This window comes from Planotetraspora sp. GP83, from assembly GCF_041262585.1.
In the GTDB taxonomy this organism is placed as follows: Bacteria; Actinomycetota; Actinomycetes; order Streptosporangiales; family Streptosporangiaceae; genus JAOEGB01.
The window spans coordinates 105,375-120,653 of record NZ_JBGCBZ010000017.1 but is presented as its reverse complement, the minus strand read 5'-3'; the positions used below and the strand labels follow the sequence as shown (position 1 = coordinate 120,653).

Genomic DNA, 15,279 nt, shown 5'->3' with positions numbered 1-15,279 from the left:
GTCAGCCGCCGAGTTGCGCGTCGGCGTCGATCTGCGCGGCGGTCTTCGCCAGGCCGGCCTTCAGGTCCGGCACGCCGCCGCTCTGGTAGGAGGTGGCGAAGTCCTCCGCGCTCTTCAGGTAGGCCCCGCCGTTCGAGCTGGCCGGGTTCGTGGACAGGTTCGGGTTGGCGAAGATGTCGAGGAAGGTCTTGAAGTGCTCGTCCTGCTGCAGCGTCGGGTCCTGCAGTGAGGGAACCGTGGACGGGACGTTCTTGAGCCCCTGGGCGAGGCCCTGCAGGGCGCCGGTGTCCGTGGACATGTACTTGACCAGCTCCCAGGCGGCGCCGGCGTTCTTGGCGCCCTTCGGGATGCCGATGATCGTGCCCGTGGTGTAGCCCCCGCCGTACAGGTCGGGCTTGTTGTCCGCGACCGGGAACGGCGCGGTGGCGTAGTCGAGGTCCGGCGCCTCGGCCGCGATGAACGCGGTGCGGTACTCACCGTCCATCGCCATGGCGATCTGGCCCTTCTCGAAGGCGTGGTCCGGCGAGTACTCCTGGCCGAGACCGGCCGTGAACTTGGCCAGCTTGTCCTTGCCGTAGAAGTCGGTGAACTTCTTCGCCCATTCGAGCATCGTCTGCCACTGCGGGTCGGTGCCGAGGGCGGACTTGCCGTCCTGGCCCTTCCACTGCACGCCCCAGTTGGCCGCCCACATCTGCACGTGGTTGGAGTAGAAGCCGATCGTGGGGACGAACCCGGCGACCTTGATGGACCCGTCGGGGTTGAAGACGGTCAGCTTCTTGGCGTACTCGAACAGCTCCGACATCGTCTTCGGAGGCGCGGTGATGCCGGCCTTGGCGAACATCGCCTTGTTGTAGTAGAGGCCGTACACGTCGGCGAGCAGCGGCATCGCGCAGCGCGTGCCCTTGAACTCCGTGTAGGTCCGCGTGGCCGCGGGGATCTGGTTCAGGTCGAGCTTGTCGCGCGTGATGTAGGGCTTGAGGTCCTGCCAGGCTCCGCTGGAGCAGAACTGGCCGATGTTGTCGGTGGAGAAGGAGATGGCGACGTCGGGCGGGTTGCCCCCTCGGATCGCCTGGGCGACCTTGTCGTCGTCCTGGCCTCCGCGGTTGTCGACAGTGATATTGGGATGCTTTCCGTGGAAGCCGTCCAGCGCCTTCTGGAGCAGCCCCAGCTCACGACCGCTGAACTTGCTCCAGACGCTGAGGGACACCTTCTCGCCCGCGGCCGGCGCGTCAGCCGTACCGGATGAGCCTGTCTCCACGCCGCCACACGCACCCGCGGCCAGGGCGAGCGCCAGACAGGCCGTCGCGACACCGATTCGTCGCATTGAACCCTCCAAGGGGGTGAAACTGCCGACCCGCCACCGTGGCCGGGTCAAAGGGGCGAGGCCGCCATCAGGAGGGGATGGCGAACACCTCTTCACGCGCTCCGGCCAAGGCCAGCCGCAGCGCGCCTGAGCGGACCGGGTTGCCGGTCACCAGGCTTGGTTGGATCCGCGGGCGGGGGAGGACCAGCTCGCCCAGCTCCCCGGCGACCAGGTCGCACAGGGCGCTGCCGCCAGCCCGGCCCACGTCGCCCGCGAGGACCACGAGTTCGGGATCGACGACGGACACCACTCCGGCCACCGCCAGCGCCACCCGCCGGGCCACCTCCCGCAGGAAGGCGGCACGGGTGGCGGGGTCCACGCCGAGAGCTCCGGAGACGACCCCCTCCAGGTCGTCTCCGGCCAGGCCGTGCGCCCCGGCCAGCTCCTTCAGCGCGTCGTTGCTCAGCAGGTCGCCGACCCGCTGCCGGGGTGGTACGGCATGGGCGCCGGGCGCCGGGGGAGTGGGGGAGGGCATCCAGTCGATCTCGCCGGCTCCGCCGGACGCCCCGCGCAGGAGGCGCCCATCGGAGACCACGGCGGCGCCGGTGCCCTGCCCGATCCAGATCAGCGCGAAGTCGTCGACCCCCGCCGCCTGTCCGGCCGCCATCTCGTCGAGAGCGACCAGGTTCACGTCGTTCTCGACCGCCACCGACGTGCCGACCGCTCCGGCCAGCCGTTCCAGGACGTCGAAGCCCTGCCACGCGGGCAGGTGCGGGGCGAAGCCGAGATAGCCGGTCCGCCTGTCCACGGAGCCGGGCAGCCCCACGACGACCCGGCGTAGCTGCCCCGGGGTCAGGCCCACCTCGGCGGCGGCGACGGACACCGACAGGCGAAGATCCTCCACGCCGAGGTCCACGTTCTTCCTGGCGCGGTGCCGGTGCTCGGCGACGATCTCGCCGCGGATGTCGGACACCGCGACGTCGAGACCCTGGGGGGTGAGGTCGACGGCCGCCACGTGGGCCAGCGCGCCGTTGACCGACCAGAGCTGCGCACGCGGCCCCTTGCCACCCTCGCGGAACCCCGCGCGCTCCAGATGGCCTTCCTTCTCCAGGCGGAGGAGCAGGTCGGCGGTCGCCGGCTTGGACAGCCCGATCTGCGACTCCAGCTCCAGCCGGGTCAGTGGCCCTCGCTCGAGCAGAGCCAGCAGCGCCGCGCGATCGTTGATCTGCCGCAGCAACTGAGGGCTTCCCGCGCGGTGCTCCACGGTCTTCTCCCTTACTGTCTGGGAACTTCCCAGACAATTTCGTGGAAATGTACTTGCGCACATCAATCCACGTCAAGGGGGTCAGTGGGCGTGATCATGCACGGATTCCGTGTCGGCCGCGGTGACCGGGCCGAACTTCGGGTGTGATCATGCACGGATTCCCCGCTGGTACGGCTGACCAGGTCTTCGCCGCTTGGTGATCATGCGCTGTCGTTCAGCGGGCGCGTGCCGCACGAACCGGCGCTCACCACGTCCAGGGGCGGCGATCACGCGTCCGCACGTGTGGCGGGGGCCGCGAGCGGCAGCCTGAGGACGAACCGCGCCCCGCCGGCCGTTCTCATCATCAGGCTGCAGTCGCGGGCGCTCAGCCGGGTTGCCGGCCCTGACGTTGATCGCCCTGAGCGCGCAGCCGGGCGGCCTGCTCCTCCAGTTGACGCGCCTGTTCCTCTATCGAGAGAGCGGGAGCGGGGGTGGACGGCCGGTCGCGGGTCGCGGTCTCCGCGTCGTCGTCTGCGAGCCTGCTCGTCTCCCTCTTGAACAGGCGGAGCGCCTGCCCCAGAGATCTCGCGGTGTCGGGAAGCCTCTTCGCGCCGAACAGCATCACCAGCACCAGGGCGACGATCAGCCAGTGCCAGACGGACAGCTCTCCCATGCGCCTTCCCCCTTCCCCATGGTGCCCAGAGCCCACCTTACGGCCCCTGACCTGCGGTGACAGCGGCGCCCTGCCGACCGGCGGGCGCCGCGTAGCGCCCGAGCCCGCCGTCTCAGCCGGTGAAGGCGGGGTTGAGCGCGGAGGCGGCGACCTGCTTCGGGGCCCCGGTCCCGTCGGCGGGGACGGACCACAGGTCGGCGCCGAAGTCGCCCGGCAGGCCGTACAGCACCGTCCGCGCGCCGGCCCAGACGACCTGGTCGTCGACGCTGCGCGTCTCGGCCAGCGGCGTCTCGCGCATGGTCCGCAGGTCCAGCGCGTACAGCCGCCACGGCGCGTCCGGGCTGAGGCCGGGGACGCGCTTCTTGAAGACCAGGCGGGTCCCGTCGGGCGACAGCGACGGGCATTCGACGTTGGGGCGCAGCGTGGTGACCGTGCGCGCGGCGATGTCGCCGCGGACGAGATAGGTCTGCCGTTTGGTGGCCATGGTCGCGTAGAAGTGGCCGTCGTCCGCGAAGGTGACGCCCCAGAAGTTCACGTCCGGAGCGCGATACGGCCTGCCGTCCTTGACGATCTCGTACGTCTCCAGGCTCGTGGTGAGCGTCCACGTCCGCGTGTCGACGATCGAGGTCCGCGTGGAGAAGTCGCTGCCCGCGTAGGAGTCCCCGCCCACGAAGACCGTCCAGGCGGCCAGGTGGCCGGAGGGCGCGACCCTGGCCCGGGACGGGACGCCCGCGACGGGGTAGTCGCGCAGCGTCCGCAGCCGGCCGTCGAGGACGGACGCGAAGTAGCTTTCCCCGGTCGGGCCGTCCACCTTGCGCAGGCAGACCCCGGTCTGGGCCGCCGCGTGGAAGCGCAGGCAGCGGACCGGCGCGGCGGTCCGGGCGCCGCCGAGGTCGGAGGCCGCCACCGAGACCAGCTGGTCCCGGTACGGCCCCCAGGCCATGTTGCGGAAGATCATGTGCCCTCCGCCGCCGAGCGTCACGACGCCGGGCGCGATGCTCGGCCCGCCCGGCTGTGGCCGGTTCCGCTCACCCGCCCGGTCCGCCGCGTACAGCACCGAGGCGAACGCGACGGAGCCCAGCACCGCCACCGAGACCAGCAGCGTGACCACGCGCGCCCGCGGCGTCATCGGACCTCGCGTTCGCGGAGGACTGCGATGAAGCTGAGGGCTGCGCCGATGTGGAGAGCCGCACTGCCGGGGAGGGTCGCTCCGATGCGGAGGGCCGCGCCGCGTTCTGCCAGGGGCAAGCTCAGCTCCAGATCCCGGTGATGTCCGAGGCCGTCGCCGCGTTGCCCGCGTGGGTCGTCAGCCCGGCCATGTCCTCAAGCGTCCGGAGCAGGTTGTAGTGGTTGTAGGTGGTGGACGACGAGCTGCCCGGGATGACCGGCTGGCCGTACACGACGGCCGCGATGCGGTTGCCGCTGAGCCTGTTGTCCTCGTCGAAGGTGACGATGAGCAGGCTGTTGTTGGACTTGGCCCAGGTGGCGTACGCGCCGAGCTTGTTCTTCACCCACGTGTCGCCGGTCGAGACCGAGCAGTCGTGCATGTCGTTGCACAGGTTCGGGACCACGAAGGAGACCTTCGGCAGCGTGGTGAAGTTGGTCGGGAACTGCGTGAACGTGTAGGCCGTGGAGGTCGGGACGTTGCTGAAGCCGAACCAGGGGTTGTGCTTCTGGGCGTACTTCCCGCTGCTGTTGGTGCAGACCGTGGAGCCCTGGCTGGGCAGGCCCTCGTTGTAGCTGCCCCAGGTCTGCCCGGCCGCGATCAGCTCGGAGCCGAGGTTGGCGGCGGAGCTGAAGCCGATCGTGACGCAGGCGTCGCCGGTGATGCCCTGGGTCTTGCCGGAGAACAGGGCGTAGTAGTTCGGCTGGCTGGGGTGGGTCTCCGCGTAGAACTGGGTGAGGTTCGCCCCGCCGGTGGCCAGCGAGTTGATGTACGGCGCGCTGGAGCTGCCGATGACCTGCGAGTAGGCGTGGTTCTCCAGGACGACCACGACCACGTGGCTCGGCGAGGGCACGGTGGCGGCTGAGCTCGCCTCGGTCCCGGTCCACAGGCCGAGCGCGGCGGTGACGCCGAGGGCGGACACGATCGGGACGAGTTTCCCGCGGATGCGGGACTTCGCAGCGGACACGACCATGGATGTCCTCCGTAAGGGGGGATGACAGGCTCCGTCAGGGTAGATCGCGATTGCGACCGTCCGGTGAGCCCAGGTGAATGACGGCCGAACAGTAGGTTCTCTTTTCGTCGGCGGCGTCCGGACGCCGCGCTGAGTGCGCCGGTCGTCTGGAGGGCGGCGACCACGGTTTCCAGCTACTGCGCCGGCGGCACCGGAGAACACCAGGTCGCGGTCACCGTGCTCCATGTCAACCCGATGGTCGGGTACGTCTACAGCGTGGGACCGTGGCAGCCGGTGGGCGCCACGTCCACGGCGGGCCTTCCTCCGGGGACGATCGTGTCTCTCCGCGTGAATAAGCGCTGAACGCCACGCGCGGCCCCCGCCGTCGCGGTCAAGCCGCCGCGCTCACGGGGGTCGCGCCCCACAATGCGTGGCGCCTCGGAGGCCCCTCCGTCACAGCATAAATCTTCGCATAGCGGCTAAATACGGATAAACTCGGAGTCTCTGCGCGTGACAGCCCTGCCGACAGCGCTCTCCCATCTGGGTCATGTCATGTCAGGCCCGTGGCGTTCGTCCAATGAATCGCCAGATCGAGCCGGGCGATCTTCCAGCCGGCGTCCACCCGCGAATAGGCGATCTCGTACGAGCCGGTCGCACGGAGAACCGGCTCACCCACCGCGCCCGCCAGGGCCAGTGCCACGAGAGACCAGTGCCCGATCGCGCTGTCTCCGTCGATCTGGATGACCGGGCTTCCCAGCATGTGCACGGAGGGGTGGGAGATCTCCGGATCTCCGTTCTGTGAGATCAGGATCACCTGCGTCAGACCGGCCGTCAGCTCCTGCCGGCCGCGGTACGTGACTTTCATCGGGGTGGAGGCGGACCACGTCGCGTCGTCGGTGAAAAGGCCGACGAGTGCCTCCAGGTCCGGCTCGTCGACGTAGCGGGCATAGTTGGCCTGAAGCTGATAGATCGCGATCCAGTCGTCTGCGAAGGACATGACGTCACCTGATTTCTGAACTCGTTGGGATCGGTGTCTGGCGGAAAGCCGAGAACGACTGTGCTTGCCCGGCGCACAGGGATCAGCGGCCGTCTACCTGGTGAGCCCGGCGACCTCGTATCACCCGGGGGGACTGCCTCGTGATAGACGGGGGCTACAGCATCTTCCAGGGGTCGGCATCTTCAGGGACACGGCCCCGAGTGGACGCCGGACCCTGATGCTCGAAGGTGCGTTGCGTGCGGCAGGAATCGATTTGCTGTTGACGAATCGATCGTAGCAGGCGTAGAACCGGAAGGCCCGGCAGCACACGGCCGGCCCCGGTCCTGTGCCGGCCGAGCCGGTCGATGGAACGCTGCCCAATCAGAAGGGGAGGGTGATCATGGCCCGCGTGCCTTACCCGGAGACGTCGGAAGAACTGGCGGCCGCGTTTCCCCCGGGCAACCTGCTGAACGTGACGCGGATGCTGGCGCATGCCCAGGGCGTCTGGGCGTCCTATGCGAAGACCGGCGGCCTTCTCGCGACGACGACGCTGCTGCCGGCGCGGCTGCGGGAACTGGTGATCCTGCGGATCGCTCATCTGCAGGTGTGCTCCTACGAGCTCGCTCAGCACGAGCCGCTGGCGCGCCGGTACGGCGTGACCGAAGAGGAGCTCGCCGCGCTGCGCGTCGATGGAGAACTCGACGACGGCGGGTTCGACGAGACGGAGCACGCGGCACTCGAGCTTGTCACGGAGATGATCCTGGAGAAGGACGCCGCCGACCGGACGTTCGACCGGGCGCACGCGGTGCTCGGCGACCGCGGCACGGTCGAGCTCCTGCTGCTCGCCGGTCAGTACGCGGGCCTGGCGTTGTTCCTCAACACGCTGAGGGTGGACGTCGACACGGACGCCGTCCCGGCCGTTCCCCGGATGTGATCGGCCCCTGCCCGTCGGCCCGTGATGACCCGCGCCCCCGCGGCGGCCGCCGCGGGGGCGCGGGTCACGCCGGTGACACCTGGGTCAGCCGGCGATGGGCGTGGGCGGCGGCGGGCCGGCGATGGAATGCCCGGCGGTGGTCTGTGCGGACCGTGCGCGGGCTCGCTTGGCGAGGATGAGCACGGACCCGAGCGTCACCAGAGCCAAGGCGATGATCAGGCCCGCGATGGACAGGGAGTTGTTGCCGGTGGCCTCCAGCAGCGCCACCATCGCCAGCGGCGAGAGCCCGCCTGCGAGGGCCGAGCTGACCTGGTAGCCCATGGAGGCGGCCGTGTAGCGGACCTCCGGGTCGAACAGCTCCGTCATCAGAGCGGTGTGCGGCCCGGACATCAGGGTCGACAGGATGCTGTAGCCGATGATGGCGGTGGCGATAAGACCGCCCTGGGCGGTGTCGATGAGCAGGAGCATCGGGACGGCGACCAACGCGACGGCCACCACTCCGGCCGCGAAGACCTTGAACCGGCCCACCCGGTCGGACAGGGCGGCCGCGGCGGGCACGAAGAACAGCGCGATGAAGCTGTTCACCAGGAATATGCCGAGCATCGTGTCGCGGGACACGTGCAGGACGCGGGTCGTGTAGTCCAGCAACCCGTTGGCGGTGATGTAGGTGCCGGCGCTGATGAGCAGCGTCGCGCATCCGGCCAGCACCACGGTGCCGAGGTGATGGCGCAGCACCATCCCGATCGGGGACTCGGCCTCCTGTTCGGCGGAGGCGCGTGCGGCGATGACCGCCCGCGAGTCGGGCGACTCCTCGACCACGCGGTGGACGTAGTAGGCGAGCGCGATCGTCAGGAAGCCGACCAGGAACGGCACGCGCCAGCCCCACTGGAGGAACGCCGCCCCCGGCGCGAGCTTGGAGGCCAGCAGGGCCACGCCCTGTGCCACGAGCGACCCGATCGGGGCGCCCAAGGTGATGAGGCTGCCGTAGACGCCACGCTTGTTCTCCGGAGCGTGTTCGGTGGCGAGCAGAGATGCCCCACCCCACAGCGCGCCCATCGACAGGCCCTGCAGAATGCGCAACACCACCAGCAGCAGGGGTGCGGCGACGCCGATGGTGGCGTACCCCGGCAGCAGGCCGATGCATCCGGTGGCGATGCCCATGAGGACGAGCGCGCCGACGAGCATCGGCTTCCTGCCGTACTTGTCGCCCAAGTTGCCGGCGACCAGTCCGCCGATCGGCCGGGCCAGGAAGCCCACGGCGAAGGTCGCGAAGGAGGCCATCACTCCGGCGGCGGCGTTGGTGGCTGGGAAGAACTCAGGTCCGAATACCAGCGCGGCGGCGAGTCCGAAGGTGAAGAACTCGTACCACTCGACCGCGGCTGCCCCCGCGACCGCCCCTACTACTCGTCGTCTGCGTGTGTCTGACAGGTTGTGCTCAGCCGAGCCCGGCATGGACCCTCCTCAACGTTCACCGTCGAACCACCCCAGGAGTGGCAGTGGTGGCCGGAGTGTAAGCCGAATCACTTAGCGAGCGCTAGATAAATTTCGCGGCTGTGTCATCCGTGTATTGATCGCCGGAATCCGGCGGTGAGAGTCCTTGAGTGTTCCCGGGGGGCCGCCTAGAATGCACTTACTTAGCGATCGTTAAGTAATTGAAAGTAGAGGTGCCCGATGAAGAGACGCCTGTTCACCGAGGAGCACGACGCTTTTCGGGATATGTGTCATCGCCTGCTGGCCGAGCGGGCCGCGCCGTACGCCGAAGAGTGGGAGGCCGCCGGCATCGTGCCCCGCTCGATCTGGACCGAGGCGGGCAAGCACGGCCTGCTCGCCTTCGAGGTGCCGGAAAGGTTCGGGGGGCTGGGCGTCTCCGACTTCCGGTACAACATGACCCTCAACGAGGAGATCGTCCGTACCGGGACCGTGGGAGTGGGCTTCACCCTGCACAACGACGTGGTCCTGCCGTACCTGCTCGAACTCGGCAACGAGGAGCAGCACGAACGCTGGTTGCCGAAGCTGGTCACGGGTGAGCTGATCACCGCGATCGCGATGACCGAGCCGGGCACGGGCAGCGACCTGAAGGCGATCACCACGACCGCGCGTCCCGACGGCGACCACTACGTGCTGAACGGCGTGAAGACCTTCATCACCAACGGGATGCTGTCGGATATGGTCATCGTCGCGGCCAAGACGGATCCCGCCGCGGGCGCCAAGGGCATCAGCCTGCTGGTGGCCGAGCGCGGCATGCCGGGGTTCGAGCGCGGCCGCAAGCTGGCGAAGGCGGGGCTCAAGTCGCAGGACACCGCGGAGCTCTTCTTCTCCGAGGTGCGGGTGCCGCGCGCCAACCTGCTCGGTGAGGAGGGCAAGGGGTTCTCCTACCTCATGCGCAATCTCCGCCAGGAGCGGCTGTCCATCGCGGTCAACGCGGTCGCGGTCATCGAGCGGGCGGTCGAGCTGACCCTGGACTACTGCAGGCAGCGCCACGCCTTCGGGCAGCCGATCGGAGCCTTCCAGAACACCCGGTTCACACTCGCGGATCTGACGACGAAGGCCGAGGTCGCAAGGGCATACGTGGACAGGTGCGTGGAGGAGATGCTCGCGGGCGAGCTGTCGGCGGCGGACGCGGCGGGCGCCAAGCAGTGGACCACCGACCTGCAGGGCGAGGTGATGGACACCTGCGTCCAGCTGCACGGCGGTTACGGGTTCATGGACGAGTACGAGGTCAGCAGGCTCTGGCGGGACAGCCGGATCAGCCGGATCTACGGCGGCACGAACGAGATCATGAAGGAAGTCGTCGGCCGCGCGCTCGGCGTCTGATCGGCAAGCCGCCCCCGACGGCCCTGGCGCACGACCACCGCGTCCACGTGGATGAGGAGGCCTTCGCGCCGCTCTCCACGTGACGCGCTCATCCGGTGGGGGACCGGTTGCGCCGCCGGGAGGCGGGGCGGCGCAACCGGGGATCTCTTCCCGCCCGGCTCAGCCGGTGACGCCCCAGTCCCGCAGGACGGCGCCGGCGCCGGTGCCGGCGCCCGGCTCCGGCGGAGCGGATGGCTCGGCCGGCCGGCTGCGCGAGAACCGCGGAGCCGGCGCGGCCTGTGGCACGCCGCCGTAGGAGGCGATCGTGCCCCGGGCGCCCAGATGGGCGTCCGTAGCGGCTTCGGCGAAGGTCAGCACGGGTGTGACGCAGGCATCGGTGCCGTCGAAGACCTTCGCCCAGTCGTCCCGGGTACGGCCGGCGAACGCCTCGGCGAACACAGCGCGCAGCATCGGCCACCCATCGCGATCGTGCTGCGCGGGCAGGCGCGCCGCGTCGAGGCCGAGGCCGTCGAGAAGCTGAGCGTAGAACTGCGGCTCGATCGCGCCGACGGCGACGTACCTGCCGTCGGCGCAGGTGTACGTGTCGTAGAACGGCGCGCCGGAGTCGAGCAGGTTCGAAGCCGGCGTGTCGTTCCAGGCGCCATGAGCACGCATCGCCCACAGCATCTGGGCCAGCGAGCTGGTGCCGTCGACGATCGCCGCGTCCACGACCTGGCCGTTCCCGGACCGCTCGCGTTCCCACAGCGCGGCGAGGACCCCCATGACGAGGTACATCGACCCGCCGCCGAAGTCGCCGACCAGGTTGAGCGGCGGGGTGGGGCGGGCGCCCTCCGTGCCGATCGCGTGCAGCACTCCGGTCAGGGAGATGTAGTTGATGTCGTGGCCGGCCTGCCGGGCCCGGGGGCCGTCCTGTCCCCACCCTGTCATCCGGGCATAGATCAGCCGTGGGTTGCGGGCGAGGCACTCGTCCGGGCCCAGCCCGAGGCGCTCGGTCACGCCGGGACGGAACCCTTCGATGACCACGTCGGCCCTGTCGATCAGGGCCAGGACTGTGTCCCTCCCGGCTGGGTCCTTCATGTCGGCGGCGATCGAGCGACGCCCCCGCATGAACCAGTCGCGCGCCGTCTCGGACGCCGGCTGGACGCCGTTGGACGGACGCTCGACGCGGACGACCTCGGCGCCGAGGTCCGCCAGCAGCATGGCCGCATGCGGACCAGGGCCGATGCCGCCGAGCTCGATCACCCGCAAGCCACTGAGCGGACCTGGCACGGCTCTCACTCCTTTCAGGGAATGGACGGCTCAGCGGGGGGACATCCGGATCGCGCCGTCGAGCCGGATGGTCTCGCCGTTCAGCATCGCGTTCTCGACGATGTGCGCCGCGAGAGCGGCGTACTCGGCGGGGTCGCCCAGCCGCGAGGGGTGCGGGACCTGCGCGGACAGCGAGGCGACGGCCTCGTCGGAAAGCTGGGCGAACAGCGGCGTGCGGAACAGGCCGGGGGCGATGGTGTTGACGCGGATCTTGAGGCTCGCGAGGTCGCGGGCTATGGGGAGGGTCATGCCGACGATCCCACCCTTGGAGGCGGAGTAGGCGGCCTGGCCGATCTGCCCTTCGAACGCGGCGACCGACGCGGTGTTGATGATGACGCCGCGCTCGCCGTCGACCTCGGCGGTCTGGCTGATGCGGTACGCGGCCAGCCGGATCACGTTGAACGTGCCGACGAGGTTGACCCGGACGACCTTGTCGAAGTCCTCCAGCGGGAACGGGCCGTTCTTGCCGACGGTCCTGATCCCGTTGCCGATGCCCGCGCAGTTCACCGCGACCCTGAAGTCGCCGAGCGACTGCGCGGCGCTCAGGGCGGCCTCGATCTGCTCGGTGTCGGTGACGTCCGCCGCGGCGAAGACCACGCGGTCGCCGAGCTCCTCGGCGACGGCCTTGCCACGCGAGGAGGGCAGGTCGACGATCACCACGCCGGCCCCCGCGGAGCGCAGCCGCCTGGCCGTGGCGAGGCCGAGGCCCGACGCGCCGCCGGTGACGAGTGCGACGCTCTTACTGATGTCCATGAGTGCTCCGTAGGGTGTGGGTGCTCAAAGCCGTTCGATGATGGTCGCGTTGGCCATGCCGCCGCCCTCGCACATGGTCTGCAGGCCGTAGCGGCCGCCGGTCGCCTCCAGCTGGTTGACCAGCGTGGTCAGCAGCCTGGTGCCGGAAGCCCCGAGCGGGTGACCGAGCGCGATCGCGCCGCCGCGCGGATTGAGCCGCTCGGGGTCGGCGCCGATCTCGTGCTGCCACACCAGGGGGACCGGCGCGAACGCCTCGTTCACCTCGTACGCGTCGATGTCGTCGATGGACAGCCCGCTGCGGGCGAGGATCTTCTGGGTTGCCGGGATGACGCCCGTGAGCATCAGCAGCGGATCGCTTCCGGTCACCGCGAAGCTGTGGAAGCGGGCGCGGGGGCGCAGACCCAGCGCCGACGCCCTCTCCTCGCTCATGATCAGGGCGGCGGAGGCGCCGTCGGTCAGCGGGGAGGAGTTGCCCGGGGTGATCTTCCAGCCGATCTCGGGGAACCGCTCACCGACGGCCTCGTCGTAGAAGGAGGGCCTGAGCCCGGCCAGGCCCTCGACGCTCGTGCTCGGTCGTACGGTCTCGTCCACGGTGACGACGTGCTCGGCGCCGTCCGGGCCGGTCACCGTGATCGGCACGATCTCGTCGTCGAATCCGCCGGCGGCGGCGGTCGCGGCGGCGCGGGCGTGCGACCGCGCGGAGAACTCGTCGAGCAGGTCGCGGTCCTGCTTCCACCGGCCGGCGATGATCTCCGCCGAGACGCCCTGATTCACCAGGCCCTCGGGGTAGCGGGCGGCGACGGCGGGGCCGAATGAGTCCTTGCCCATGGTGGAGGAGCCCATCGGGACACGGCTCATCGACTCCACGCCGCAGGCGATGACGATGTCGTAGGCGCCGGCGATCACGCCCTGTGCGCCGAAGTGCGCCGCCTGCTGGCTGGAGCCGCACTGCCGGTCGACGGTGGTGCCGGGAAGCGACTCGGGGAGACCCGCGCCCAGCACGGCGCTGCGGGCGATGTTGCCCGACTGCTCGCCGCCCTGCGACACACAGCCGGCGATCACGTCGTCGATGAGGCCGGGATCGAGGTCGTTGCGCTCCACCAGGGCGCGCAGCACCCGGGACAGCAGGTCCGCGGGGTGGATGCCGGAGAGCTGCCCGCCGGGCTTGCCCTTGCCGGAGGCGGTGCGGACGACGTCGACGATAACCGCGTTGGTCATGGCGGCCCTTTCTTCAGGTGAGCGGGGAATTCAGCGTCCGGTCCAGCCGGGGAGGCGCTTTTCGGCGAAGGCGCGGGTGCCCTCGGCGGCGTCCGCGCTGGTCACCAGCGCGGACATCTCGTCGTCGTTGAGCTCCCACAGCCGCGGGTCGAGGTCGGAGCCGTACTCGGAGTTCCGGTACAGCATCCGCTTGGTGGCGACGACGGAGAGCGGGGCGTTGGCGGCGATGGCCTCCGCCAGCTCGATCGCGGCGGCCACCGTGCGTTCGGCGGCCACCACGCGGTTGACCAGCCCGAGCTGCCGCGCCGTCTCGGCGCTGATCGGGTCGCCCGTCAGCGCCAGCTCGACGGCGATCTTGAAGGGGATCTGGCGTGGCATGCGGATCAGCCCGCCGCCGGCGGCCATCAGACCGCGCTTCACCTCGGGCAGGCCGAAGGTCGCCTGCTCGCTGGCGACCACCAGATCGCAGGCGAGAACGATCTCCGTCCCGCCGCCGAGGGCGAATCCGTTGACCGCGGCGATGATCGGCTTGCTGACGAAGCGCTTGATCAGGCCGGCGAACCCCCATTCGGGGTGGCCGTCGGCGGCGGTCGAGCGCCCCGCGGCGATCTCCTTGAGGTCGGCGCCCGCGCAGAAGGCGCGTCCGGCGCCGGTGATGACGCCGACGCGGAGATCGGGGTCCTTCTCCAGGGTTTCCATAGCGGCGCCCACCGCGGTGCTCAGCGCCGCGTTCACCGCGTTGAGCGCCGAGGGGCGGTTGAGGGTGATCAAGGCGACGTGACCGCGCCTTTCCAACGTCGCGGCGGCCTCAGCGGCCGAGGAGCCGTTCGCCGGCGTTTCCATGTGCCTCCTTTGGAGCGAATTCTACTTAGCGCTCGCTAAGTGCCTTGCACGGTAGGTCCCCCGGAATCCGCCTGTCAACCTCGCCCAGGGCGGCGTTCACAGCATGGTTCGCGACATGGTTCGTGGCATGGTTCTCGGCATCGTTCACCACGTGGCGGTCAGCCCGCCGTCGACGACGAGCGCCTGGCCGACCATGAAGTCCGAGGCGGGGGAAGAGAGGAAGAGGAATGCCCCGGCCAGGTCGTCCGCGGTGCCCCAGCGGCCGATCGGGGTGCGCCTGCGCACCCGCTGATCGAAGGTGGCCCTGCTCTTGACGTCGGCGGTCATCTCGGTGTCGATCCATCCCGGGCACAGGGCGTTCACGCTGACGCCGTGCCGGGCCCACTCCGCGCCGAGCGCCCTCGTCAGGCCGAGCAGACCCGCCTTGCTCGTGACGTAGGCGCTGAGGTGGGTGTCGGCGACGAACCCCAGCACGCTCGCGACGTTCACGACCTTGCCCCAGCCGCGTCCGGCCATGCCGGGGGCGAGCGCGCGGGTCAGCAGGAACGCCGAGCGCAGGTTGAGCCCCTGGACGCGGTCCCAGTCCTGCTCGGATAGATCGATCGCCGAGGCCGCCACGTTCGCCGCCGCGTTGTTGATCAGGATGTCGACGACGGCGGAGTGCCGCTCCAAGCCGCCGACCAGCGCGGCAACCCCGTCGCCGGACGTGAGGTCGGCTGTCACGACCAGCGGTTCGTTCCGCAGGGTGGCCGCCACCTCTTCGAGTCTCGCGGTGTCGCGCGCGCAGAGCACGACCCGGGCGCCCGCCGCGTCGAGGATCCGCGCCGCCCGCACGCCGATGCCCCGGCTCGCCCCGGTGACCAGCGCCGTCCGGCCGCTGAGGTCGAACAGCGCCGCCGCTGACGACGGCTTCTCCGGTCCCGCCATGGTCATGATGGTTCCGTCCCTTCGTGGTCTCGAGCGTCACCGGCCGGCGTCACTTGTGCTCCGCCGTACTGGCATGCTCTTATTCTTTTAGCGAACGCTAAGTAAGGAGTGTAGGGCTTCGCGTGCGGGAGATCCGCGCCGCCCGGCCCGCGCATCCGCACCACAGCAAG

Annotated in this window: 14 protein-coding genes; 2 read left to right on the top strand and 12 right to left on the bottom strand. The window is 69.9% G+C overall.

The genetic code is table 11. From position 1 onward, the window contains the following. Nucleotide 1: 1 nt before the first annotated feature. The 6 genes from ABH927_RS23270 to ABH927_RS23245 form a co-directional block, all read right to left on the bottom strand. Nucleotides 2-1,324 (bottom strand): ABC transporter substrate-binding protein, encoded by a 1,323-nt coding sequence (locus ABH927_RS23270; RefSeq protein ID WP_370024442.1) that lies wholly within the window; start codon nt 1,322-1,324, stop codon nt 2-4. 67 nt (nt 1,325-1,391) lie between these two features. Beyond that, entirely contained in the window at nt 1,392-2,567 is a 1,176-nt protein-coding gene (locus tag ABH927_RS23265; RefSeq protein WP_370024441.1) for an ROK family protein, read from the bottom strand. A gap of 364 nt (nt 2,568-2,931) precedes the next feature. Continuing rightward, nucleotides 2,932-3,219, bottom strand: a complete 288-nt coding sequence (tatA, locus tag ABH927_RS23260; RefSeq protein WP_370024440.1) for a Sec-independent protein translocase subunit TatA — start codon at nt 3,217-3,219, stop codon at nt 2,932-2,934. 112 nt (nt 3,220-3,331) lie between these two features. After that, nucleotides 3,332-4,348 (bottom strand): hypothetical protein, encoded by a 1,017-nt coding sequence (locus ABH927_RS23255; RefSeq protein ID WP_370024438.1) that lies wholly within the window; start codon nt 4,346-4,348, stop codon nt 3,332-3,334. Between the two features lie 121 nt (nt 4,349-4,469). Then, nucleotides 4,470-5,357: an alkaline phosphatase family protein gene (locus ABH927_RS23250; RefSeq protein WP_370024437.1), complete on the bottom strand. Its 888-nt coding sequence runs from the start codon at nt 5,355-5,357 to the stop codon at nt 4,470-4,472. Nucleotides 5,358-5,886: 529 nt separating this feature from the next. Next, a complete protein-coding gene (locus ABH927_RS23245; protein ID WP_370024435.1) occupies nt 5,887-6,333 on the bottom strand; it encodes a nuclear transport factor 2 family protein in 447 nt (148 codons plus the stop codon). Nucleotides 6,334-6,712: 379 nt separating this feature from the next. Here ABH927_RS23245 and ABH927_RS23240 point away from each other — a divergent pair, with 379 nt between their 5' ends. Further along, on the top strand, nt 6,713-7,246 hold the full coding sequence (locus tag ABH927_RS23240) for a carboxymuconolactone decarboxylase family protein (protein ID WP_370024434.1): 534 nt from the start codon (nt 6,713-6,715) through the stop codon (nt 7,244-7,246). An 84-nt stretch (nt 7,247-7,330) separates the two neighbouring features. Here ABH927_RS23240 and ABH927_RS23235 read toward each other — a convergent pair whose 3' ends face one another. Then, on the bottom strand, nt 7,331-8,698 hold the full coding sequence (locus tag ABH927_RS23235; RefSeq protein WP_370024432.1) for an MFS transporter: 1,368 nt from the start codon (nt 8,696-8,698) through the stop codon (nt 7,331-7,333). A gap of 219 nt (nt 8,699-8,917) precedes the next feature. Between ABH927_RS23235 and ABH927_RS23230 the strand changes: the two genes are divergently transcribed. After that, nucleotides 8,918-10,060, top strand: coding sequence for an acyl-CoA dehydrogenase family protein (locus ABH927_RS23230; protein WP_370024430.1), 1,143 nt, complete (start codon nt 8,918-8,920; stop codon nt 10,058-10,060). Nucleotides 10,061-10,219: 159 nt separating this feature from the next. Here the strand turns inward: ABH927_RS23230 and ABH927_RS23225 are convergent, their stop codons facing one another. From ABH927_RS23225 to ABH927_RS23205, 5 genes are all read right to left on the bottom strand, one after another. Continuing rightward, nucleotides 10,220-11,329 carry a CaiB/BaiF CoA transferase family protein gene (locus tag ABH927_RS23225; RefSeq protein WP_370024428.1) on the bottom strand — a complete coding sequence of 370 codons (1,110 nt, stop codon included), beginning with the start codon at nt 11,327-11,329 and terminating at the stop codon, nt 10,220-10,222. 30 nt (nt 11,330-11,359) lie between these two features. After that, entirely contained in the window at nt 11,360-12,121 is a 762-nt protein-coding gene (locus ABH927_RS23220; protein ID WP_370024426.1) for a 3-hydroxyacyl-CoA dehydrogenase, read from the bottom strand. Between the two features lie 24 nt (nt 12,122-12,145). Continuing rightward, nucleotides 12,146-13,339 carry an acetyl-CoA C-acyltransferase gene (locus tag ABH927_RS23215; RefSeq protein ID WP_370024424.1) on the bottom strand — a complete coding sequence of 398 codons (1,194 nt, stop codon included), beginning with the start codon at nt 13,337-13,339 and terminating at the stop codon, nt 12,146-12,148. Between the two features lie 30 nt (nt 13,340-13,369). Beyond that, nucleotides 13,370-14,182 carry a crotonase/enoyl-CoA hydratase family protein gene (locus tag ABH927_RS23210; RefSeq protein ID WP_370024422.1) on the bottom strand — a complete coding sequence of 271 codons (813 nt, stop codon included), beginning with the start codon at nt 14,180-14,182 and terminating at the stop codon, nt 13,370-13,372. A gap of 144 nt (nt 14,183-14,326) precedes the next feature. Further along, nucleotides 14,327-15,115 carry an SDR family NAD(P)-dependent oxidoreductase gene (locus tag ABH927_RS23205; RefSeq protein ID WP_370024420.1) on the bottom strand — a complete coding sequence of 263 codons (789 nt, stop codon included), beginning with the start codon at nt 15,113-15,115 and terminating at the stop codon, nt 14,327-14,329. Nucleotides 15,116-15,279: the final 164 nt, after the last annotated feature.